The sequence below is a fragment of the Rhodothermales bacterium genome (assembly GCA_017643395.1).
GTDB lineage: Bacteria > Bacteroidota > Rhodothermia > Rhodothermales > UBA10348 > JABDJZ01.
On record JAEPNP010000003.1, the window covers coordinates 349620 to 370931 of the forward strand.

Here is a 21312-nt window from a genome sequence, read left to right on the forward strand (position 1 = left end):
CCCTATTCCTACTACGGCTACGGGTACGGCTATGGTGGGTACCGTGGCTACGGGTTTGGCGGGTACGGATACCCGTATGGCGGCTACACCGTCGGCGGCGTGACGCTCGCCGGAACACGCGGCACGTATCGTCCTCGGGGGGCGACCATGGGGCGCGGCGGACTGACATCCAATCCGCGCGGCACCCGTGGCATGACGCGTGGCGGCCGGGACGAGTCTGGTTTCACCGGAACACGGTCCATCGTGCGGTCCGACGGTGCCTCGAGCGGCAAGCGCAGCACTACGCGCTCAACCCGCGGCACGGTGCGCAGCGACGATGCGCGTACCAGGGGCACGTCGCGTTCGACATTCGGCTCGCGGTCCAACGGCTCGACGCGGTCGGGCTCAGCGGTGACGCGCGGCTCGACGCGCTCGGGTAGCAGCAGCCGCGGAGTGACGCGGAGCACCACCCGGTCTTCGAGCAGCCGCGGGGTTACGCGGAGTACGTCCCGCTCGTCCAGCAGTCGCGGAGTGAGCCGGAGCAGTTCTCGTTCGTCCAGCAGCCGCGGGGTGAGCCGGAGCAGCTCGCGCTCCTCGAGCAGCCGTGGGGTGAGCCGCAGTTCCAGTCGGTCATCCAGCCGCGGAACGAGCACGCGCTCATCGTCCAGCCGGTCATCCAGTCGGGGTACCAGCACCCGCTCGTCGAGCAGCCGCTCGTCCAGTCGGGGGACCGTCAGCCGCAGCAGTGGCTCGAGTTCACGTTCCAGCGGAAGCAGCGCCCGCCGCAGCAGCGGATCGAGTTCCCGGTCCAGCGGAAGCGTGAGCCGCAGCAGTGGGTCCAGCTCCCGGTCCAGCGGAAGCGTCAGCCGGAGTTCAGGCTCCAGCTCCCGCTCCAGCGGCTCTTCCAGCCGTCGGGGCTCCCGCGGCGGAACGCAGTAAAGAGACCCCAAAGTTTTGATTTCAAACCCTACCATGGGTGAGGTGCGTCCAGACACCATGCCTTTTGACAAGATCATGAAGCAACTCGTTTTCGCGATCGCGCTTGTTTTTTCCGCCGCGCCCGCCCTTGCGCAGACCGGCGACGACGCGTTTCGCTTTGCCCAGCGCACGCCGCTTTCCTCCCCCGAACTGATCGGTAGTGCCGGAGTCGGCGCCGCGGGGCGCGGCGATCTCGGCGACCTTTTTGGCAACCCGGCCGGGCTGGGTTGGATGAAGCGCGGCGCCTTCTCGATCAGCCTGAACTCATCCAGCGCCGAGAGCGAAGCGGTGTATTCGCTGCCTGGACTGTCCAGCGCGCGCACATCAGACCTGGCCGATTCCCAGCTCGGTGGACTGGCCTATCTCTACAAGGCACCGACCACGCAGGGCTCGCTCGTTTTTGGCGCCGGCGTCAGCCAGGTTGCCAGCTTCAACCGGGTGCTTTCCTTTGAGGGCGAGAACGGGCTGAACTCATTCACCGACTTCCTGATGCCGTTGTCCAACGAGTTCGAGCTCGTGGACGACAACGGCGACGTCTTTCCCGAATTCAGTCGGACCCTGTCGTTCATTGGATATGAGACATTTGCCATCGACCTGAATCAGGCGGCCGCACAGGCAGGCGATCCGGTGCCGTTTGACCCTGCCGTTTCTTTCGGCACGGTGCTGCAAACGGGCCGTGTTGAGGAAACAGGCCAGCAGTCCGAGTTCACGATCGGAGGTGGCTGGGAAGCCTCCGAAGATGTGATGGTCGGCCTGAGCCTCAACGTGCCGTTCGGCAAGTACGAGTTCAACCGCGTCCTTGACGAGGATGACATCTTTGACGAGAACAACGGTGCCGACGGCACGACCGACTTCAGCTACCTGACCTTCACCGAAGGCTTCGAGTCGCGCATGGTGGGACTGAACCTGAGGGCCGGTCTCTCGGCCAAGGTGAGCTCGAACCTCCGTGTCGGCGCGGTTCTGGAAACGCCGACGTGGTACACCGTTCAGGAAGACTACGACACCGCGCTCTTCACGGCCTTCGACAATGGAGATCAGTTTGAGTACGGCGACGATTTCGATGAGGATGCCGGTCGTGGTTCGTTCGACTACAATGTGCGCACGCCCTGGAAGCTCGGCGTCGGGTTGACCTACACGGCAGGCAAGCTGGATCTGTCCGGCGACCTTGAACTGGTGGACTGGTCGCAGCTCGAGCTGGATTCGGGCTCGTTCTCTTTCGCGGATCAGAATCAGGCGATCCGGGAGAACTTCGAGTCGGTGGCCAACATCCGGCTGGGCGCTCAGTATCGCATGGACAAGGTGCACCTGCGCGCCGGCCTGGCGGGCATCACCGATCCGCGCACCAACAATGATTCGGTGGACAGGGACCGGGGATTGGTATCACTCGGGGTTAGCTACCTGATCAATGACCAGTTCGCGCTCGATCTGGCGTTCATGGGTGAGGCCTTCGGGGATCGCTACGCTCCGTACACGGAGGTGGCGGATGCGCCGATCGTGAATGAGGACGTCACGCGTGGTTTTGTAACGCTCGGCGTGCGCGTGGGCCTCTGAAAGTTCACACCGGTTGAACAGGAACAACGGCCGTCGATAGTGTTCGACGGCCGTTTTTCTTTTTCACCCCATGAGACACACTCTTCTCCTCGTCGCGGCCTTGCTGCTTGCGACTCCGGCCGCTGGACAGTTCAGCCTTCGGGCAGAACGCGACCTCGCAGGCACATACACATCGTCCGGACAGGTACCCGCCACCGGATCGGCGCGATCGATTGACGAGTCCACTTCGATCGAAGGTGGATTCTCAGTGCGCGCAGAGGTGCTTGCCGGAGACCCCTGGACGGCGGGGCTCGGCCTGGAATTGGCATCTGGACGTTCACTGCAGGGACACGAGGGCAGTTTTTCAACGCGCGCGGCGTATGCCCGTCTTGGCTATCGAAGCGCTCTGCCCTGGAATCCCTCTTTCACGTTGCGCGGCGGCCCCTCACTGCTGGGTGGCGACGAGACGTATGAGGACCGCTCCTACTCTGGCGTCGGCTACAACGGCCTCCGGCAGAACGTGCCCGTGCAGTTTCCTGCGGGTTATCACGTGGGCATTGACGTCGGGGCAGAGTGGAAGCAGGCGCGATTCGGCATCTTCTGGGTGCAGCATCACCACATCCGGCGCTACCGTGAAAATGCAGAGACCGCATCGCAGGTAAACCGTCTCATTGACCTCGATACCGTGATCACCCGGTTCGGGGTGTCGGTGGGCGTAGGACTCTAGGCACCGGGTGTCGCACCCGGGAGGGGTTTCCCGTTTCTCCGGGTGAGGACCCCTCTTATGCGCATCTACCAAATGGACGGTGTCATTTGCTTTGACACCGACGATCTAAACGAAGCCCGCCTGCTTGACGATTACGCTGCGCTGTGCGCGGAAATCGGTGAGGCCCGCGCTGCAGCGCGCATCGCTCAGTGGCTTTCCCCACGTGACGACGCCTATGGCACGGCCACGCTGGTGGATGTCTGTGACCTCTCCCGCCGCATCGAGGCCGGAGAGTGGCGGTCGGTCTGAGAAGACTCAAACTCAACCATAAAAAAGAAGCCCTCACCGGACGCTCGGCGAGGGCTCTTTCAGAGGGGGCGTGGTGACAATCAGCCGGAGTAGCCGTTGCGCTCGGCGTTGGCCTTGGCGTTGGCTTTGCTGCTGTAACCTTCGGACGAGGAGCCGACAATGTTGCCGTTGGTAGCCGTGCGGCGCCAGCGATGCTCACCAGACTTGTCGGTATAGAATTCCCAGTTGTCGCTGCCACCCAGGCCGTTCGGGTTTCCGTTGTAGCCGTGCCGCTCCGCGTTCTTCACGGCATCGGACTTGGACTTGTACCCTTCGGTAGCGGCACCCACAATGTTCTTGTTGGTTGCCCGGCGACGCCAGCGATGCTCGCCGGCCTTGTCGACGTAGAATTCCCAGCTGTCTGAGTTGCTCATGGAGAGTGCTGTTTGATTTGGCCAGATGCGCAGGGAGTATAGCGAATATCAGGTGTCGATGGTCTTTCGCTTGAGGAAGAACACGCCTTCGCGCCCCGACGTCACGACGATGACACCACTCTTGAAATAGGGATAGTTCGACCACGCGCCGAGCACCGGGGCGGAGTCATTGGGGCCATAGGGCACGGTGTCGAAATAGCCGACTTCCACAGGACGCTCGCGGTCGGAGATATCGACGATGCGCAGACCAGCCTGATAGTTGGTCTGATACATGATGTCCCCCTTCACGTAGAGGTTGTGGTCGATGGAGCTGGTCTCGGCCAGATACTCTCCGGCCAGCACGGGGTCCTCGAGGTCGGTGAGGTCGAAGATCAGCGTGCGGGTAAAGTCGACGAGTCCGGATACTTCGTCACCCTCGTCATTCAGGTAGAAGTAGCGGTGCTCATCGTCGAACCATCCCTGGTGGGTGTACGCCACGTTGGGGTAGTCAGCCATCGAGATCGCCGTCGGATTCGACTTGTCGGTTACATCGGCGATGGACAAGGCGGTCCCATTGGAGGACAGACAGATCTCGCGCCCCTGGTAGTCGACATCAGGCCCACGATAGTTCACGCACTGCGCGTCATGGGTCGCTCCCGAGCCGCCACGGCCGGTGCGGCGATCGGCAAAGCAGCCCGCGAATTCCGGGTTGGCCGGATCACTCAGGTCGATCATGTGGAGGGCACCGCCGCAGGATTCGCCGCCTGAGTCGCTGCCGACGGCGTAGGCGAACCCTGATTCCTCATTGATGACGATGTTGTGCGAGCTGAAGACCCCCTTGTAAATGTTCGTCTCCGTAAAGGTGACGGGCACCTGCGAGCGGTCGAGATCGCGGAGTTGCGTGAGGTCCAGAATCTGCATGTGGTGTGCACCGGCACCATCCGCAACGACGTAGGCGTGGTCCCGGTACACCTTGATGTCACGCCACAGGCTCTGATTGGCCGTGGACGTAAGCGGCAGATCGCCGAGGTAGACCGGGTTGTACGGGTCGGTCAGGTCGACGATGCTGGTCCCGTCCGTGCGGCCGATCAGCGCGTATTCACTGCCTGTTTCCGGGTCCTCCCAGCCCCAGACATCACTCATCTGGATTCCGCGCCTGGCGCCGACATCCTCCCGTGTGAGGAAGCTCAGCATGTCCACCTCGGAGCACGCGAATCCCCCTGCCGTGTCGTCCTCACATTCGTTGGCCTCGCCCGTGACGGTTGCAAACTTCCCGGAGTCGTACCAGACCATCTGCGGCTGGGACCAGGCGGCACCTGAGACGGAGTAGATGAATGCGGCTCCCTCGAAGTTGTCCTGGCCGTTGGCTCCGACGGCGAGGACCGACTCGTTGCCGGCAAGGGCGGCTCCGAAGCCGGATCGGAATTGAAGGGCATCCGGCTGCAGCAGTTTGGCCCCCGCGGCCGTGAAGCGATGCACGGCACCTTCGCGGGCGCCTGTGCCCGGCGCTCCAGCGACGAAATGATCGCCTGCCATGGCAATAGAGGTGCCGAAGCCCGGGCTGCCGTCCGATACGAAAGGCCGCATTGTGCTCTCCAGAACCCACTCGGAGCCGTCGCGGCTCCACGAAGTGACTTCACCCGAGCGCACGCTCCGCCCCGGGGCACCGATCCCGATTCGGCCATCAGCAATCATCAGAGAAGCACCAAAGCTGTCTCCGCTGCCGCCTGCAGGGTGCCGAATGGCCATCGGCTCGCTCCAGCTTCCGGATTCCCGGCGCGCGCTGAACACGGCACCGGCCCGCTCGTCGATTCCTGGCGCGCCGATGGCGAGCAAATCGCCCGAAATGGCGAGCGCACCACCAAACCGATCATTCGGGGCAGGCTCGGGAGCTTGCCAGCGACCGGTCTCAGTCCAGGTGACCCCGTCCCCAGAATGGAAGGCGAATGCCTGGCCGGACTCGCCGCGCTCACCGGGAGCCCCGACGAGGAGGTGGCCGTCCGAATATGCCACGGCAGCACCGAATCCCGGCACGTCTGACTCAATGGTTCCGATGTGCTCCCAGAGGGGTCCCATCCCGCGGCGATGCACGTAGACCCGCATGGCCTGCGGCGCGCCGACCACCAGGGTTTCGTCATCGGCCGCCAACGCTCGACCGTACCCATCGGCCGTCTCGGTGTTGGCGGAGATCCGAGCCGAGAGTTCGTAGGTGCCGTCCGCTGCCGGACTGAACACGTACGCCGTGCCCGGCAGAAGCAGATTACGTCCTTCGCCGACGATGACGTCATCGCCCGAAACCGCTACGGAAGCGCCAAACTGCAGCGCGTATTGCGCGGACGCGGCCGGAGCGATGAGGACCGCGAGAAAGAGGAGGGAGAGTCGTTTCATGACCGTGGTGGGTTGGCAACCCCCAACGGTACGCGGCCCCGCTCAGGCCGTCAAGGTCAGTTCGAGCCTTCTGCCTCTTCGGCAGCTGCAGCCGCAGCGCGGCGCTCCCTCATGAGGCGGAAGAAGGCCTGCGCATTGCGGCGGTGCTCTCCGAGTGTGCGACTGAATATGTGCCCGCCGTCTCCGCGCGCGACAAAGAAGTAGTAGCCGTGCGACTCGGGCCGCAGCACGCCTTCAATGGAGGACCGGGAGGGATTGGTTACAGGCCCAGGGGGAAGGCCCCGGTACTGGTAGGTGTTGTAGGGATGGTCGATGCGGTAGTCCCGGTTGAACAGACGCCGCTTGCTTCCTTCCAGCTCAATCAGGGCATACTGGATGGTCGGGTCGGCCTGCAGCGGCCACCGGTCACGCAGTCGATTCATGTAGACCCCGGCGATGGTGGCCTTCTCTTCGACGAGCCCCGACTCCCACTCGACAATGGCGGCCATGCTCATGACCTCTTCCTTGTCCAGCGTCAGGCCCGGCAACCCCGGCGCGCCGTCGGCGGCCTGATCATAGAACCGGTCGAACGTCTCCTTGATTTCCCTGATGACGGTCTGAGGCGACGACTCCCAATAGAAGAAGTACGTGTCGGGTAGCATGTAGCTGAAGAGGTGCAGCGTGTCCGTACCCAGGCTTTCGGCGAACTCCTGATCGGAGAGCGCTGTCAGGAATTCGTGCTCGGTGAAGGCCATGCTCCGGGCTACGCGGCGGGCCATGAAGTCTCGCCGTGTGCCTTCGATGATGGTTACCCGCACGGGTGTTTCCAGCCCGGCCCGAAGCGTGGAAAGCAGATCGATGTTGGACTGCCCCTGCTGGAATTCGTAGTGCCCCGACTTGATCTGATCTCCCCAGCCCGACGCCCTCGCGATGAAGTCGAAGGTCCACCTGCGGTCGAGAATGCCGGCCGCAACAAGCGAATCCTGCACGGTTTCGAGCGAGGAGCCGGCCGGAAGCTTTACCGAACGGGCGTCGTCGTAGGCAGGTGTGTTGGGAGCAAAAGCCATCCAGGACACCACGCCGACGGCAGTCGCGCCCAGAACCAGGAATCCGATGAAAACCTTCAGGAGTGTGCTGCGCATGGAAAGCCGTCTAGTCGCCGGGCGAACGCCCTTGGTCCGCGTCCGGTTCGTCCTGATAATGACGACGTTCCAGGGACCGGATTTCGTCTATGATGCGCTCAAAGAGGTGCTGCACGGCGCGGTCCGGCAGCGGGCCTTCATTGGAGGCGAGCACGTTGTCGATGACCTGTTGCTCCCGGCTGGGCACATACACAGGGAGGCCCGACGCCTTCTTGATCCGACCAATTTCGTTGGCGCTGATGGCTCGGTCATTCAGCAGTGCCAGGATGAGTCGGTCCACAAGGTCGATGCGCTCGCGCCAGGTGCCCAGCGTGCGCTCCTCCGGCGGCTCCGGAAGGATGGACTTCAGCGTTTCTCGGCTGCTCACAGGCGCAAGGCGGGCTCGGCGGTCAGGGAAAGGGGGTCGGTACGTCCGGCGCTCAGCTTGGCATGCCCGGCCATGGCGATCATGGCCGCGTTGTCCATGCAGTACCGCAGCTCGGGCACGTGCACGCTCAGGCGCTCACGTTCGGCGAGACGGTCCAACTGCGCACGCAGTCCGGAGTTTGCTGAAACACCACCCGCCAGCGCAATTCGGCGGATTCCGGTCTGTTTGATCGCACGCGCGACGCCTCGCACCAGCATCTCGACCACGGCGGCCTGAAAACTGGCGCAGAGGTCGTTGAGGTGCTGAGCCAGGTGCGCCCGTCGGGCCTCTTCGTCAAACCCGTTCAGGTAGTAGAGAACGGCTGTTTTGATCCCACTGAATGAGAAGTCCACCCCCTTGAGGTGCGTGCGGGGAAAGCGCACGAACTCAGGATTGCCGAGTGCCGCCCGCCTGTCCACCTCCGGACCGCCGGGATAGGGCAGGCCAAGCAGTTTGCCGACCTTGTCAAACGCTTCTCCCGCGGCGTCGTCCCGGGTGCGCCCGAGCGTCGTGTAGCTGAAGTCGTCGTCCACACGAACCACCTGCGTGTGCCCTCCGGACACAATCAGGCAAAGAAAGGGCGTTTGAGGCGCATCCGGTCCCAGAAACAGGGAGAAGAGGTGACCTTCCAGATGATTGACTCCGATCAGAGGCTGGTCCAACGCCCAGGCGAGTCCCTTGGCAAAGCTCAATCCGACGAGCAGGGAGCCTGCCAGTCCGGGGCCGTGGGTCACGGCGATGCCGTCCAGGTCGGCATAGGTCGCATCGCCCGTCTCCAGCGCCTCCCGGACTACCGGCACGATCAGGCGCTGGTGATCGCGTGAAGCGAGCTCCGGAACCACGCCCCCGTAGCGCCGGTGCACCGGCTGCGAGGAAACGATGCTCGATGCCAGCTGCCCGTCACGCACCACGGCGGCAGCCGTGTCGTCACACGAAGTCTCGATGCCCAGAATGACCGCCACGGTTCCCGCGAAATGCCCTGCCGACCTGCCGGCACAGACGAACTAATTGCCACCTTTCCACGTTATTGACAGGCGGCCCAAACGCCGTCTATTATACGATCTGGCCGGATTTGGCCCACCATTTAGCTGAAACCTCCATGCGAAGCGCACTTTTCGTCGCAGCCATACTTCTGCTGGTTTTCTCGGCCAGTCCTGCTTCGGCCCAGTTGAAGACTGAAGCCACCCAGATTGATGCGCCGGTTCGGCTTTATGATGCCGGCGGGACAGGGATTTCGTTGAACCGGTATTTCAGCCCGCAGCACTTCCGGATGGGCCACAGTTTTGAGCTTTCGTCCGGTTATGGCGGCAGCATGGGGATGTACACGAACTCCATGATGTGGCAGTTCTCCAGCAAGCTGGCGGCGCGGGTTGACGTGGCCATGGCCTATATGCCGGACGGAGGGTCCTCCACCGGGATGCTGTCCAACCAGTCACTGGGCGGGCAGAACGGGAGACTGTTTCTGAGGAACGCGGAGATCGCGTATCGCCCGCGGGAGAACATGGAATTCCACTTCCAGGTGCGCCAGAGCCCGTATGGCCGCTACATGTCGCCGTACGGATATGACCGCTATGGATCGGGTTTCCAGGGGCGGTTTGGCTACAACGACTACGCGCAGGGCCGCCTGTTCTGGAACAGCGACTCGAATTAGGTGAGGTCCCCGCGGGGATCACGCCCTCCAGCGGCGCGTCGAACAGGCGTTCGATGACCAACTGCCTACTGGATGGGATTGCTGACTGAGCGCATGCGCAATATGGGCCTGAATGCAGGCCTGGTTGTGGCTGGTGTGGCCGCGCTCGCCCTCCTGTATGCGTTGGTGGTTCGGTGGACGGGTCCTGATCCGGCACCGCTGGGGCGCGCCGTAGGAGACATCGGGGACATCATCCAGGTCGATGTGCGCAACGGTTGCGGCGTCAGCGGTCTGGCTGATCGCATGACCGACTATCTGCGGGACCACGGATTCGATGTCGTCGAGGCGGGCAACCATTCGTCGTACGATGAGTCGTCGACGTACGTGCTGGACCGCATCGGCAATCCACGCGCCGCCGAAGCGCTGGCGAGGGCCGTCGGTCTGCCGGCAGACCGGGTGCGTGAGGATATTCAGCCCGACTACTTCCTGGATGCAACCATTGTAATCGGTGCCGATTACGCAGCCATCCACCCTTTTTCTGAAACCGATGGGGCAACGGCCCCGTGCCAATGACTTCGCTACCCAAACAACTTCAGCGCTCGGAAGAACCACCTGCCCGCCAGAGTCCGACGCCTGTACGGGTTCTGGCCGGCACTGCGGTGGACGCGGTGCTGGACAAGAAGGGGTTGGACGTGGTGGTCATGGACATGACCGGCATCTCCGGTGTGGCGGACGTGTTCGTATTGGCTACGGGCGAGTCGGATCTGCAGATCAAGGCCATGGCCGATGCGGTAGTCGCCTCCATTCGCGAGGAGCACGGAGAGCGACCCTGGCACAAGGAGGGCTATGAGCATCGTCAGTGGATCCTGCTGGACTACGTGGATCTTGTCGTGCACGTGTTCAATGGGGAGCGCCGCGAGTTTTATGCCCTTGAGCGCCTCTGGGGAGATGCCCCGCGCGAGGAGGTGAACCCGGACGGGACTGCCTCGGACGTGAAACTGCTTCAGGCATGACCAGACGAGTACTGCCGATTGTATTGTCCTGCTTTCTGGCCGGGTGCGTGAGTACCGCCGGCAATGAGCCCATGGATCCCGACAAACAATTCGGACACCGAGAAACGGACACGAACGATGGGCGCGTAACCACGGTCATCGGTCCGGAGGACGGTAGTCAAACGTATCGGTATGCGCGGGCTCAGGTTGAGGAGGTGCACGTGCGACCCGGTCCCAGGTCCGGCGATCCGGTACCGGTCGAGATCCTCGTGAAGGGCGCGTTCCCGGACTCCTGCACCGAGCTGCATGAGGCGGAGCAGGTGCGCAGCGGTAACATTGTAGAGGTCACGCTGACTACCAGGCGGCCACAGGGTGCATTGTGTGCGGCGGTCATCCGCCCGTACCGGTTCTATCTGCTGCTGAGTGGGCAGTATGCCGCCGGTCCGTATACGATCAAGGTCAACGAAGCTGCATTTCCATTTGAAATAAGGTCCTCCCAGTCATGAAACATGCTCTACTGCTTGCCTCCGCGCTCCTTCTGGTAATCGCCCTTCCGTGGGAGGCCAGAACCAATAGTTCGGGGGCGCCGGCAGGGAGGAGCGGAGGACCACCAGAGAACGGAAACACCTGCAACAGCTCCGGATGTCATTTCGGAAGTGCGGTAAACTCTGGCGGCGGGTCGATCACAGTGACCGGGCCCAAGACGTACTCGCCAGGTCAGGCCGTTGCGCTTCAGATCACAGTGGCCCAGGAAGGTGCGCAGCGCATCGGTTTTGAAGTCAGCGCCGTGGAGGACGCCGGTGGCACGCATGCCGGATCCTGGAATCTGGTGGATTCCGGGACCCGCTTTGCCAGCAACAACCCCGCCTACGTGACGCACGCCGGAGCGCCTCCCGGCATGTCCTCCCGGACCTTCAACGTGGAGTGGGTTCCTCCGTCTTCATCCGTCGGTACCGTGCTCCTTTACATCGCCGGGAATGCAGCCAACGGAAACGGCGGCGCCACTGGCGACAATATCTACACCGCCACCTACCCGCTGGCGGAGTCGGGCACGAGCATCGACCAGGATCCGGTCCCAAGCCACTTTGCGTTGACAGGCCTGTTTCCCAATCCGGCCCGCCAGCAGACCTCTGTGAGCGTGCACCTGCCTGAGGCAGCCGCCGTGCGTGTGCGTGTGCTGGACATGCTGGGGCGCGAGGTGAAGGCGCTCGCAACGGGATCGCTTTCCGCGGGGGCGCATGACATCGCGCTCGCCGTGGGTGCGCTGCCGGCCGGTACGTACCTCGTCAGCGCCGAGACGGCGCGTGGAAAGTTGGCGACGCGCACGTTGCTGGTGGCGCGGTAGGCGCGGGGCACCGGGGTCAGTCCCCGGCCGGCACTACCGTCCCGGGGCACCGGGCGCTGGCTCAGGGCGTTGGGCGCGGGGGCGCGGGGGCGCGGGGGCGCGCGGGGCGCTGGCAGCGCGGGGCCGCGCGGCTATGCGGCGTGCGGCTTGGCGCGACGTGGACTACGGAGGCCCGATTCCATAGCTGAGCGCTCAGATTTTGGCGCAAAGGTGGATTTCGGGGCCGTATTACACCTCGGCCTGCCGAAATCGGGGTCGGAGGCGGAATAGCGGGGCCCTATTCCACATCGGCGGCAAATCGGCGTCGGCCTCGGGGCGATTCCGCGGCGGTCGCGCACCTCGAGCGGGCGCCATCCCCGGCCGCCGCAGCGGCTACGCCCCCGGTGACGGCAGCTGCCAATCGAGACGGCGAGAGCCCCCCCGCCCGGCGGCAGCGCTCCTACCGGCAACTAAGACCTCCGCGGCGGTCGCGCCCCCAGCGGCCAAGTCCGGCGCCCCCCAAGCGGCCAAGACCGCCGTCGCCCCGCCCGTCTCTACTGACCGGCGTCAGCGGAGTCGGCTTCGAAGGCTTCCATCGTGTCCCGATACAACGCTTCGAATTCCTCGGCCGTCTGGGCGTAGGTGGGGTCGCCGATCAGGTCTGCGATTCTGGTGGAGAAGTCCGCAGCGGCCTGGAAGTCCTGACCGTCCAAATACGCAAGGCGGATCAGCTCGATGAAACGGGCGGCAAGCTGGATGTCGCGATCGCCAGCGGCGTATTCGAGCCGGTGAAGAACGATGGGCTCCGCGCGCTTCATGAGGGCGAGCGAGGTCCCGAGGTCGCCGATGGCGCGGTACGCCTCCGACATGAACAGGTAAGAGCGCTCGTCACCTGGTATGGTTTCGAAGGGCACCTTCTCACTGAAGTCGTCGAGGATCTCCGCAGCCTGCTGGATCTGCCCCTGACGAGCCATCGTGGCGATGGTATGGGAGAAGATGTTGCGGTAGTTGTCGACCATCTTGCGGATGTTCTCGTCGAAATAGACATCCGGGTCGTTGAGCCCGCGGAAGCGGAATTGCTGCAGGCGTTCAGGAGTAATGCCCGGCACCACGCGGCCCAGCTGCTCGTTGTGCGGAATGGGCACTACGCGATACGCCTGGCCCTCCAACTGGAAGTAGTCCTGCAAGCCCAGCTGCCCGTCCGGGCTGACCGTCACGGCGAAGTAGATGGGTCGCTGCCAGTCCTGCTGAGCGTTGGTCATGATCATGTTGAGCACGACCTGGTCCACCCCGTACAGCAGGTTGATGTTGGGGTCGAGGGGGTAGGGTCTACCATCCAGTTGCCAGCGCATGGGCGACTGCACCAGGCTCGAGTCGTAGTCGGCAAGGGCGGCCGTCTCGCCGCCAAAGAGCCGCTCCTTGGGCACCGGCAGGGAGAGTTCCTGGGGCTGCCAGGGGGCTATGCCGAGATCGCGGATCTGATCGTCCGGCAACGAGATGGGCAGCGGCTCCGAATCCCGCGAGTACTGGTTCTTGAGCTGCCGCACGTACCACGGGGTGTTCATCAGCGACAGGTTGGCCACGCGCACGTCCTGGCGCACGCCCTCCACCTCCTGCGCATACCAAAGCGGGAAGGTGTCGTTGTCCCCGTTGGTCATGAGCACGGCATTCTCCTCGACGCTCATGAGCATGTTGTAGGCGTAGTCGCCGGCCACGTAACGGCCCGACCGGTCATGGTCGTCGTAGTTGATCAGCATCATGAGCAGCGGCACGGCGGCAAACAGCACCGCCGCGGTGCCTATCGCCACGGTCCGGCCCGCCTTGTCGCTTTGAACACGGGGGCGGAGCGCATCGCCAATCAATTGGATCACTCCTGACGCCCCGATGCCTACCCACAGGCTGAATGCGAAGAAGCTGGCCACATAGGAGTAGTCCCGCTCCCGCGGTTGCATGGGCGTCTGGTTCAGGTACAGGATGATGCCTATTCCCGTCACCGCGAACAGCACCCCGACCGCCATGCCGCGGCGCCAATCTCGCATGAAGTGGAACGCGGCGCCTATCAATCCCAGAAGCAGTGGAAGGCCGTAGTACGCGTTTCGGGACGCCTCCTCGCTCGGGGTCTGGTACAGGTACCGCTCCGTCTCCACCTCCGAGAAGCCGGTTATGGCCGGGGCGTCCTGCACATCGCTGGCTCGCCCGACAAAATTCCACAGGAAGTACCGCAGGTACATGTGCCCCACCTGGTACTGCCAGAAGTACTCACCGTCGGAATCATACTGGGCGTAGACCCGCATGTGGTTCGGGTCGGGCGAATGCCGACGGGGGAACCAGACCTCGCGGCGGTCATCCAATTGAGACAGCCTGTTGTCGAACGTATTGCCCTTGAGAATGGGCGTTTCGCCGTACTGCTCCCGCTTCAGGTAGGAGACGATCGCCTCCACGGTCTCCGGATCGTTTTCGTCGATGGGCGGGTTGGCCGCACTGCGGATGAAGATCAGGGCGTACGTGGAGTAGCCGATCAGGACCATCGCAATGCAGAGGGCGATGAGGTTTGCTGCCTGCATGCGGCGGGAATGCGTGTACGCCACCGCAAACACCACGGCGCCCAGGAACAGCGCCGTCACAAAAAGCGGACTTCCGGAGTCTCCGACAAAACCGGGCAGCCATTGAATGATGCCCGGATACACCACCAGGAAGGCTGCCGACGACACCGCGCCGGTTGCCACCAGACCGGTCAGGCGCTCCCGCGTGCCCCATTCCGCCTTGTCGAACTCCGTGTAGAAGAAGATCAGGGCGATGAAGAAGATGGCCAGCAGGTTCAGCAGGTGCACACCGATGGCCAGGCCGAACAGATAGGCAATCAGCACGAGGTAGCGGTTGGCCTGCAGGCCGAACGGGTGCGCGCCGGACCCGCGCAGAGCGGCTTCCTCGATCACGGCCAGCTCGCGCCATTTCAGGATCAACCAAACCACGGCGGCCGTGAAGAACATGGACAGGGCGTAGACCTCTGCCTCCACGGCATTGAACCAGAAGGAGTCGGTAACGGCAAACGTGCACGCCCCGATCACACCGCCGGCCAGGGCCGTGATGCGATCAACACTGCTCCATCCGGACGGGTCACCCTGCCATTCCCGCACAAGGCGCACAATGATCAGGTGGGTCAGCAGAATGGTCAGCGCGCTGGCGAACACCGAAACCAGGTTCACAGCGAGGGCCACGTACGCCGTGGGCACAAACATGCTGAACAGCCGGCCGACCAGCATGTAGAACGGAGCACCCGGCGGGTGGGACACCTGCAGCCGGTTGGCGATGGCGATAAACTCCCCCGAATCCCAGAATGAGGTGGCCGGAGCCACGGTGAGGATGTAGAGGACCAGGGCGTAGAAAAAGACCGCTCCAGCGGTGATACGCTCGGCCAGGCGCCAATTCATGTCTGAGAAGCTTGGAATTCCGATGGGAGGGGGGGCGATCGATGGGCCCGGCGGTGAACGCGGCCTGTGGCGGTTGGATTCAGCCGTCTGACCCGCCTACCACCACAACGAGTTCGCCCTTCACTTTCGTGCGCTCAGACAGCAGTGAATGCAACTCCGAGAGCGTGCCGCGCAGATACTCCTCGAACTGCTTCGAGATCTCCCTGGCCACACAGGCCGGCCGGTCGGCACCAAAATGGGTGGCAAGGTCGCGCATTGTGCGCACGATGCGGTGTGGTGATTCGTAGAGCACGACCGTGCGAGGGTCTGCGGCCAATTCCTCAAGCCGAGTCTTGCGGCCCTTCTTTGGTGGAAGGAAGCCCTCGAAGACAAAGCGATCGCAGGGCAACCCGCTCGCCGCGAGCGCCGGCACAAATGCCGTCGGACCGGGCAGGCACTCCACGCGAATCCCGGCAGCGGCGGCGGCACGCACCAGCAGGAATCCCGGGTCGGAGATGCCCGGGGTGCCGGCATCGGTGACGAGGGCCAGCCGGAGCCCATCGTTCATCTGCTCCACCAGACGGGGCGTCTTGGCGTGTTCGTTGTGTATGTGGAAGCTGGTCCGGGGTGTGTCGATGCCGTAATGGGACGTAAGCACCCCGGTGGTGCGGGTGTCCTCACAGGCGATAAGGTCGGCGGCACGCAGAGCCTCCACGGCGCGGAAGGTCATGTCGCCCAGGTTGCCGACGGGGGTGGGCACCAGCACCAGCTGTCCTTCTGCCATCAGGCTTGTCCGGCCGGCCGCCGGTTGAGGAATGGAATCGAAAAGCCCGAGCCGCGGTCCAGCGTGACCACATAGGCCAGCCAGCCCCCGAGGAGGCCCATCACGATGTTGGCGGCCCACATCCCCAGCCACGGCACGATATATCCGCGGTCGGCGAATTTCTCGCCGTTGACCAAGGTCACCCAATAGAACATGAAAATGCCCAGCGCCAGCAGGGCAGCCGTGGCCAACCCGCCGCGGCGGATGCGCAGTCCCAGCGGGATGCCCACCAGCATGAATATCAGGCAGGCCAGGGCAATCGAATACTTCTTGTGGATCTCGACGCGGTACCGGTCCGCGCTGTCCGCAGTCGTTGAAATGATACGCCGTGAGCGCTCCAGCCGGGTATGCGTGGTGCGCGCGTCCTGCAGCGCGAACTGGACGACACTTTCCATGGTCTCGGCGTCCAGACCCCGCAACGCGCGATAGGGCGAGGCTCGCGAAGGTGAGACATCGTCCGCGTCGGTGGCCAGCATCTGGACCGGTGCCCGCACAGGATCATTCGGGTCCGGGGGCCGGCTGCCGAGGTTGGTGATCAGGGTTTCGATGGCCTGGCGGGCCTCCTCACCGTCCACAACCAGCGAATCCACAAGCGCCTGCATGTCCGCGGTGCGCATGGTCCTGTCGGTGCGCCGTCCCTCGGTGGGGTCGGATCGCTCGAAGGACAGGTCATCGAGGGACATCAGCATGCGGTGCTGGCGGAACGCCAGGCGCTCGTAGCGATCGTCGTTCCCGCTTCCAGGCGGCCGAAGTCGGTGGATTTCGCCCTCGTTCAGCAGGATTTCGAGCATCTGACCGCCGGCAACCGTCTGCAACCGGCCGCGCTGGGCCTTGATGTCCACCCGGTATCGCGGACCCTCCGTGTAGTCGAAAATCGTCACGTCAATCAGCTCGTTCGGGGACTCCGGCGGGATATCACGCACCAGGATCCGGTAGTCGTCCAGCCCATCGTAAAAGACGCCCGGTTTCAACTGGAACCCGGGCCGCGCCATGCGAATGTCCTGCCACAGGTTGCGCGCCCGGAAGTTTGCCTCCGGAAGCACGACGTTGTTGAAATAGCCCATGAACCCGGTGAGCAAGACGCCCACCAGCAGGACGGGCCAGACCAGCTGCAGGAACGACACACCTGCTCCCTTGATCACGGCGTAGCTGCCGGATTCGGCGAGGCGTCCGAAGCTCATCAGGCAGGCTATCAACACCGACATGGGCACCGCCAGCACCAGCATGTAGGCCAGGTTGTAGACGATGAGCTCCGTCACGGCGAGCACCGGCAGTCCCTTGCCTACCAGGTCCGGCAGGTACTTGATGAGAAACTGCATCACCAGCATGAACATGAGCATGCCGAGCCAGGCCACGATGGGCCCGGGCAGCATCTTCAGCACCATGCGGTGAAACTGGTTCACAGAGGGACGTTGCGCGGCAGGAGCGCCGGATGTACGTGGCAGCCCATCGGCGGTTCGGAAGTTCGTGTGAGCCGGGAGCCTGGCGCCACGGTTCGGGTTGGCGGCTTCAAAGCGCCTGCCCATGACCCTGAAGACGTTCACCTTCAACCCGTTCTCTACCAACTGCTTCGTCTGCCACGACGGGGAGGAGGTGGTTATTGTGGATCCGTCCTGCGAGAGCGAGCGGGAGATTCGACAGCTCCTCGCATACGTCGAATCGCTCGGACACCCGGTTCGGGAGATTCTGCTCACGCACGCCCACCTGGACCACATCTTCGGTTGCGCGGCGCTGGTGCGCGAACTCGGCTGCGGGTTGCGACTTCACCGGGATGAGATGCCCCTCTATAACGCGGCCTCTCTGCAGGCGCAGATGTTCGGGGTCGAACTGGAAGAGCCTCCGGAGCCGACAGGCTTCATCACCGACGGCGAGGTCATCGAGATTGGTGAGGTGCGCTGGCAGGCCCTTCTGACCCCGGGCCACTCACCGGCCAGCCTCTCGTTCTACGACAGCGAGGGCGGTTATGTGATTTCGGGCGATGTACTCTTTGCCGGATCCATCGGCCGCACCGATCTCATGGGCGCGTCCCTTCCGGAGCTGATGCGCTCCATCTACCAGGTACTGCTGCCGCTTGGGGACCGGGTGCGGGTGCTGCCGGGGCACGGGCCGGAGACGACCATCGGGAAGGAGCGCATGAACAATCCGTTCCTGCACGAGATTTCCCGGATCTGACCCCAGGGGCGGACCGCCTCGGGGGCGCTCCGGCCGGGGCCGCAGAGCCGGCCCGGCCCGGCTTGTCAGCGGCGAGACGGCATCGCCCGAACCGGCTGCGCCAACAGGTTGATGGAGTGCCAGACCAGATCACCCATGGTCTGGCAATTCAGGAATGACTCGGTGTGGTAGTGGGCGGCGAGTCCGGCAGCGAGGCGCTGCACATGGTCGTCCGGAGCGACGAGGTCTTCCCGCATGACCTCCATCAGCGCGTCATATCGACCGTGTGAGACCCGAACCCGGGAGGCGATCAGGGCGCGTTCCTCGGTCTGGTACTGAATGACGTTCTCGGGTGCCAGGTGCTGCATGGTCACCTTGACGAACGGCGCGTTCTGGGGGAAATACTGCGGCAAATAGACTTCCTTCCGCCAGTGATGGCTCTGCTGGTCGAAGTCGATGGGATGCATGCGGAAATGCCACTTTTCGAAGTCCCGCGTCAGTTCGATCACAAAGTTGCCGGAGTGCATGTCGCCCAGAAGACACACAAAACAGCGCTCGTTGAACTTGACGAACTCCTTGGCCAGCCGCACCCGGTCGAAGTCGGTGAGCGGCATCCCTTCGCGAACAAATGCGTCGGCCGGCACGCCGATGACATGCTCCTCAATGATGGTATCGCCGTAGAGGAAGTAGTTCAGCCGGTTGGGAGACAGGATGTGCTCCAACTCCAGGCCATACACCCGGCTGGCGTCCACGCGCTTGACGTAGAAGTAGTCAAAGTTCTCGTTGATGCGGTTGATCACCCGCACGCGGAACGGCAGGGTATTGCCGTAGACACACAGATCCACCCGGTCGATGGACAGGTTGCGCGTGATCGACATGTCGCCCTGCGCCTTGAGAATGGCGTAGGCTGTGAGCAGGAGCTCCTGGATCTCAGCCGTCTCTCCGTGCGGGTAGAGCACGGTGGACCAGAGTGTGTCGTCGCCGTCCTCGTCGTAGACCGGCACGGCGTTGGTGTACCGCAGCAGGTCTGAATACTTGATGCCCGATGGGCTCAGGCGACCGTAGCGTTCCAGGTAGGACTGGAAGTAGTCGCTGATCGTGTAGACCGGCTTCTTGTGGCTGATCAGGTGGCCGGCCACCTCAGACAGGCATGGCCATGCGTTCGATGACCTCCCGGTAGTAGTCCTCGTAGATCGGGATCACCCGGTCCGCGTCAAAATGGTCGACCGCGCGCGCCCGCGCGGCGGCGGCCATGCGCTGATGCAGGGCGTCATCGGTCAGAATGGCCCGCACCCGATCCGTCATCGCCTCCACATCGCCCAGATCACACAGGAAACCGGATTCGCCTTCCTCCACGAGCTCCGGCAGGCCCCCGATGTTGGTCGCTACCACCGGCACGTCGCACGCCATGGCTTCCAGCGCTGCCAGGCCGAACGTCTCCGATCCGGATGGCATCAGGAAGCAGTCCGCGATGGAGAGAATCTCTTCCACAGGTTCTTGCTTGCCGAGGAAGCGAATGTCGTCGATGACGCCCAGCTCGCGGGCCAGATGCTCCGCCGGCATGCGGTCGGGGCCGTCGCCCACGAGAAGCAGTTTGACCGGCAGGTTGTCGTCCCTGAGGCGTTTGAAGACCTCCACGACTTCGGTGGCGCGCTTGACCGGCCGGAAGTTGGAGACGTGCACGAGCACTTTCTCGCCATTCGGGCACAGCGCTGCCTTGAAGTAGTCCTTCATCTGACGGCGGAAGCGCGTCGTGTCGATGAAGTTGGGAATCACCCGAATGTCCTTGCAGACCTGGCAGGTGTTCTCGGTTTCGCGCTTCAGGAAGTCGGAAACTGCCGTTACGCCGTCAGACTGGTTGATGGAGTAGGCCACCACGGGCGCAAACGATGGATCCTGGCCAACGATGGTGACGTCCGTGCCGTGCAGGGTGGTCACCACCGGCACGTGGATGCCGTCCTGCGCTAGGATCTGGCGCGCGAGAACCGCACTTGTAGCGTGCGGAATGGCGTAGTGCATGTGGAGCACATCCAGCTTTTCGTACCGCACCACGTCTACAATCTTGCTGGTCAGGTTCAGCGTGTAGGGCGGGTATTCAAAGAGGGGGTACGCGTTGACGTTGACCTCATGAAAGGACACGTTCTCCCGGATGGTACCCAGTCGGAACGGCATCGAGTACGCGATGAAATGGATCTCGTGACCCCGTGAGGCAAGTGCCTTGCCGAGTTCAGTGGCCACAACACCACTGCCGCCATAGACGGGATAGCACGTAATCCCTATGCGCATAAGCCGATTCTGGTTGGATGCGGCTGTCGTACCCGTGATGCCACGGGTGGTTGCAGGGGTATGATCGTGCCTCGGCGAAACCACGGACCCGCGAATCGGGTTGCTGGCGAACCCAATCACCATTTGAGATCTCTCCATGCGTGGATCGATTGCTGCGATTGCAGCCGCAACCCTGATGATTCTGGCTGTGCCGACGGCGCAGGCGCAGCTTGGCGTCGCGGCCGGCCTGAACTTTGAGTCCGTCTCGGACCTGCGCAGCCAGAGTCTGGAATCCACATACGGGAATGCCACCGGCTACCACGCGGGTGTCTTCCTGGACGTGGGGGCCGGGGCAGTGGCACTGCGCCTGGGCGCGTTTTATCGCGAACTCGGCGAGTTCGACGTGACGGTGCAGAATGTCCGCTCAACGGTGGATGTATCAGCGCTGGATTTTCCTGTAGACCTGAGGTTTCAGGTCCTGCCGACGCCGGTCGTCAGTCCGTATATCCTGGGCGGACCGGTCTTCAGCATTCCGCGCTCCACGGATGAGGACTACGACGAGTCGCTGGAGAGCATCTCCGTGTCCGGCAACGTCGGCTTTGGGCTCGAGGTCAGCGCCGGAGGACTGACGTTGCTACCAGAGTTCCGGTATGCGATTGGGGTTTCGCCCTTCATCAAGGACCAGTTCACGGTCGGCGGACGCACCTTCGTGGCCGAGAAGAATGACCAGCGCTCCAATAGCGTGATGTTGCGGCTCGGGCTGAAGTTCTAGGATCCGGCGGCTTGCCGCTCGCGAGCCGGGACCCCGAGCCGCCCCGGCCTTGTGCCCGGAGCCGGCTGGCTCGCCGCCCGCGAGCCGGGACCCAAGCCGCCCAGGCCTCGTGCCCGGAGCCGCGACCTGGGCAAAA

21 protein-coding genes are annotated in these 21312 nt (G+C 63.5%); 10 read left to right on the plus strand and 11 right to left on the minus strand.

Annotated features, from left to right (window positions below):
- Positions 1 to 83 precede the first annotated feature (83 nt).
- The gene (locus JJ896_12000; GenBank protein MBO6780366.1) at positions 84 to 995 is read right to left on the minus strand and encodes a hypothetical protein; all 912 of its coding nucleotides are present in this window, start codon (positions 993 to 995) and stop codon (positions 84 to 86) included.
- Here JJ896_12000 and JJ896_12005 point away from each other — a divergent pair.
- The 3 genes from JJ896_12005 (at position 994) to JJ896_12015 (ending at position 3502) form a co-directional block, all read left to right on the plus strand.
- The gene (locus JJ896_12005) at positions 994 to 2508 is read left to right on the plus strand and encodes an outer membrane protein transport protein (protein ID MBO6780367.1); all 1515 of its coding nucleotides are present in this window, start codon (positions 994 to 996) and stop codon (positions 2506 to 2508) included. The genes JJ896_12000 and JJ896_12005 overlap by 2 nt on opposite strands.
- Positions 2509 to 2578: 70 nt before the next feature.
- On the plus strand, positions 2579 to 3214 hold the full coding sequence (locus JJ896_12010) for a hypothetical protein (protein MBO6780368.1): 636 nt from the start codon (positions 2579 to 2581) through the stop codon (positions 3212 to 3214).
- Positions 3215 to 3271: 57 nt separating this feature from the next.
- A complete protein-coding gene (locus JJ896_12015) occupies positions 3272 to 3502 on the plus strand; it encodes a hypothetical protein (protein MBO6780369.1) in 231 nt (76 codons plus the stop codon).
- An 80-nt stretch (positions 3503 to 3582) separates the two neighbouring features.
- Here the strand turns inward: JJ896_12015 and JJ896_12020 are convergent, their stop codons facing one another.
- Genes JJ896_12020 through tsaD form a run of 5 tightly spaced genes read right to left on the minus strand, consistent with a single transcriptional unit; the run spans position 3583 to position 8771 of the window.
- Positions 3583 to 3915 (minus strand): YegP family protein, encoded by a 333-nt coding sequence (locus JJ896_12020; GenBank protein ID MBO6780370.1) that lies wholly within the window; start codon positions 3913 to 3915, stop codon positions 3583 to 3585.
- A gap of 48 nt (positions 3916 to 3963) precedes the next feature.
- On the minus strand, positions 3964 to 6282 hold the full coding sequence (locus tag JJ896_12025) for a choice-of-anchor B family protein (GenBank protein ID MBO6780371.1): 2319 nt from the start codon (positions 6280 to 6282) through the stop codon (positions 3964 to 3966).
- Between the two features lie 56 nt (positions 6283 to 6338).
- Positions 6339 to 7403, minus strand: coding sequence for an endolytic transglycosylase MltG (gene mltG, locus JJ896_12030; GenBank protein ID MBO6780372.1), 1065 nt, complete (start codon positions 7401 to 7403; stop codon positions 6339 to 6341).
- Between the two features lie 10 nt (positions 7404 to 7413).
- Positions 7414 to 7770 carry a chorismate mutase gene (locus JJ896_12035; GenBank protein ID MBO6780373.1) on the minus strand — a complete coding sequence of 119 codons (357 nt, stop codon included), beginning with the start codon at positions 7768 to 7770 and terminating at the stop codon, positions 7414 to 7416.
- The gene (gene tsaD / locus JJ896_12040; GenBank protein ID MBO6780374.1) at positions 7767 to 8771 is read right to left on the minus strand and encodes a tRNA (adenosine(37)-N6)-threonylcarbamoyltransferase complex transferase subunit TsaD; all 1005 of its coding nucleotides are present in this window, start codon (positions 8769 to 8771) and stop codon (positions 7767 to 7769) included. Before tsaD ends, JJ896_12035 begins: the two co-directional genes overlap by 4 nt.
- A 137-nt stretch (positions 8772 to 8908) precedes the next feature.
- Here tsaD and JJ896_12045 point away from each other — a divergent pair, with 137 nt between their 5' ends.
- The 5 genes from JJ896_12045 to JJ896_12065 all read left to right on the plus strand — a co-directional run bounded on the left by JJ896_12045 (position 8909) and on the right by JJ896_12065 (position 11776).
- Entirely contained in the window at positions 8909 to 9460 is a 552-nt protein-coding gene (locus tag JJ896_12045) for a hypothetical protein (GenBank protein MBO6780375.1), read from the plus strand.
- A gap of 72 nt (positions 9461 to 9532) precedes the next feature.
- A complete protein-coding gene (locus tag JJ896_12050; protein ID MBO6780376.1) occupies positions 9533 to 10012 on the plus strand; it encodes a LytR C-terminal domain-containing protein in 480 nt (159 codons plus the stop codon).
- Positions 10009 to 10452, plus strand: coding sequence for a ribosome silencing factor (gene rsfS, locus JJ896_12055; protein MBO6780377.1), 444 nt, complete (start codon positions 10009 to 10011; stop codon positions 10450 to 10452). Before JJ896_12050 ends, rsfS begins: the two co-directional genes overlap by 4 nt.
- Positions 10449 to 10937 (plus strand): hypothetical protein, encoded by a 489-nt coding sequence (locus JJ896_12060; protein ID MBO6780378.1) that lies wholly within the window; start codon positions 10449 to 10451, stop codon positions 10935 to 10937. The genes rsfS and JJ896_12060 overlap by 4 nt, the downstream gene beginning before the upstream one ends.
- Positions 10934 to 11776 (plus strand): T9SS type A sorting domain-containing protein, encoded by an 843-nt coding sequence (locus JJ896_12065; protein MBO6780379.1) that lies wholly within the window; start codon positions 10934 to 10936, stop codon positions 11774 to 11776. The genes JJ896_12060 and JJ896_12065 overlap by 4 nt, the downstream gene beginning before the upstream one ends.
- A gap of 533 nt (positions 11777 to 12309) precedes the next feature.
- On the opposite strand, the gene JJ896_12070 is transcribed toward JJ896_12065, so the two are convergent.
- The 3 genes from JJ896_12070 to JJ896_12080 form a co-directional block, all read right to left on the minus strand.
- A complete protein-coding gene (locus tag JJ896_12070) occupies positions 12310 to 15186 on the minus strand; it encodes a DUF2723 domain-containing protein (GenBank protein MBO6780380.1) in 2877 nt (958 codons plus the stop codon).
- 79 nt (positions 15187 to 15265) lie between these two features.
- Entirely contained in the window at positions 15266 to 15949 is a 684-nt protein-coding gene (rsmI, locus tag JJ896_12075; GenBank protein MBO6780381.1) for a 16S rRNA (cytidine(1402)-2'-O)-methyltransferase, read from the minus strand.
- Positions 15949 to 17391: an LptF/LptG family permease gene (locus tag JJ896_12080; GenBank protein MBO6780382.1), complete on the minus strand. Its 1443-nt coding sequence runs from the start codon at positions 17389 to 17391 to the stop codon at positions 15949 to 15951. The genes rsmI and JJ896_12080 overlap by 1 nt, the downstream gene beginning before the upstream one ends.
- A gap of 121 nt (positions 17392 to 17512) precedes the next feature.
- Here JJ896_12080 and JJ896_12085 point away from each other — a divergent pair, with 121 nt between their 5' ends.
- Positions 17513 to 18160, plus strand: coding sequence for an MBL fold metallo-hydrolase (locus JJ896_12085; protein ID MBO6780383.1), 648 nt, complete (start codon positions 17513 to 17515; stop codon positions 18158 to 18160).
- Positions 18161 to 18225: 65 nt separating this feature from the next.
- Here the strand turns inward: JJ896_12085 and JJ896_12090 are convergent, their stop codons facing one another.
- Positions 18226 to 19278, minus strand: a complete 1053-nt coding sequence (locus JJ896_12090) for a hypothetical protein (protein ID MBO6780384.1) — start codon at positions 19276 to 19278, stop codon at positions 18226 to 18228.
- Position 19279: 1 nt separating this feature from the next.
- A complete protein-coding gene (gene bshA / locus JJ896_12095; protein MBO6780385.1) occupies positions 19280 to 20563 on the minus strand; it encodes an N-acetyl-alpha-D-glucosaminyl L-malate synthase BshA in 1284 nt (427 codons plus the stop codon).
- Here bshA and JJ896_12100 point away from each other — a divergent pair.
- Positions 20562 to 21176 (plus strand): PorT family protein, encoded by a 615-nt coding sequence (locus JJ896_12100; GenBank protein MBO6780386.1) that lies wholly within the window; start codon positions 20562 to 20564, stop codon positions 21174 to 21176. The two genes, bshA and JJ896_12100, sit on opposite strands and share 2 nt — an antisense overlap.
- Positions 21177 to 21312: the final 136 nt, after the last annotated feature.

What these genes read in the sequence shown, in the direction of transcription:
- JJ896_12005 (MBO6780367.1), top strand. Translation starts at nt 994, where the DNA reads ATGAAGCAACTCGTTTTCGCGATCGCGCTTGTTTTTTCCGCCGCGCCC.
- JJ896_12000 (MBO6780366.1), bottom strand. Translation starts at nt 995, where the DNA reads ATGATCTTGTCAAAAGGCATGGTGTCTGGACGCACCTCACCCATGGTA.
- JJ896_12010 (MBO6780368.1), top strand. Translation starts at nt 2,579, where the DNA reads ATGAGACACACTCTTCTCCTCGTCGCGGCCTTGCTGCTTGCGACTCCG.
- JJ896_12015 (MBO6780369.1), top strand. Translation starts at nt 3,272, where the DNA reads ATGCGCATCTACCAAATGGACGGTGTCATTTGCTTTGACACCGACGAT.
- JJ896_12020 (MBO6780370.1), bottom strand. Translation starts at nt 3,915, where the DNA reads ATGAGCAACTCAGACAGCTGGGAATTCTACGTCGACAAGGCCGGCGAG.
- JJ896_12025 (MBO6780371.1), bottom strand. Translation starts at nt 6,282, where the DNA reads ATGAAACGACTCTCCCTCCTCTTTCTCGCGGTCCTCATCGCTCCGGCC.
- mltG (MBO6780372.1), bottom strand. Translation starts at nt 7,403, where the DNA reads ATGCGCAGCACACTCCTGAAGGTTTTCATCGGATTCCTGGTTCTGGGC.
- JJ896_12045 (MBO6780375.1), top strand. Translation starts at nt 8,909, where the DNA reads ATGCGAAGCGCACTTTTCGTCGCAGCCATACTTCTGCTGGTTTTCTCG.
- JJ896_12050 (MBO6780376.1), top strand. Translation starts at nt 9,533, where the DNA reads ATGGGATTGCTGACTGAGCGCATGCGCAATATGGGCCTGAATGCAGGC.
- rsfS (MBO6780377.1), top strand. Translation starts at nt 10,009, where the DNA reads ATGACTTCGCTACCCAAACAACTTCAGCGCTCGGAAGAACCACCTGCC.
- JJ896_12060 (MBO6780378.1), top strand. Translation starts at nt 10,449, where the DNA reads ATGACCAGACGAGTACTGCCGATTGTATTGTCCTGCTTTCTGGCCGGG.
- JJ896_12065 (MBO6780379.1), top strand. Translation starts at nt 10,934, where the DNA reads ATGAAACATGCTCTACTGCTTGCCTCCGCGCTCCTTCTGGTAATCGCC.
- JJ896_12070 (MBO6780380.1), bottom strand. Translation starts at nt 15,186, where the DNA reads ATGAATTGGCGCCTGGCCGAGCGTATCACCGCTGGAGCGGTCTTTTTC.
- rsmI (MBO6780381.1), bottom strand. Translation starts at nt 15,949, where the DNA reads ATGGCAGAAGGACAGCTGGTGCTGGTGCCCACCCCCGTCGGCAACCTG.
- JJ896_12085 (MBO6780383.1), top strand. Translation starts at nt 17,513, where the DNA reads ATGACCCTGAAGACGTTCACCTTCAACCCGTTCTCTACCAACTGCTTC.
- JJ896_12100 (MBO6780386.1), top strand. Translation starts at nt 20,562, where the DNA reads ATGCGTGGATCGATTGCTGCGATTGCAGCCGCAACCCTGATGATTCTG.
- bshA (MBO6780385.1), bottom strand. Translation starts at nt 20,563, where the DNA reads ATGGAGAGATCTCAAATGGTGATTGGGTTCGCCAGCAACCCGATTCGC.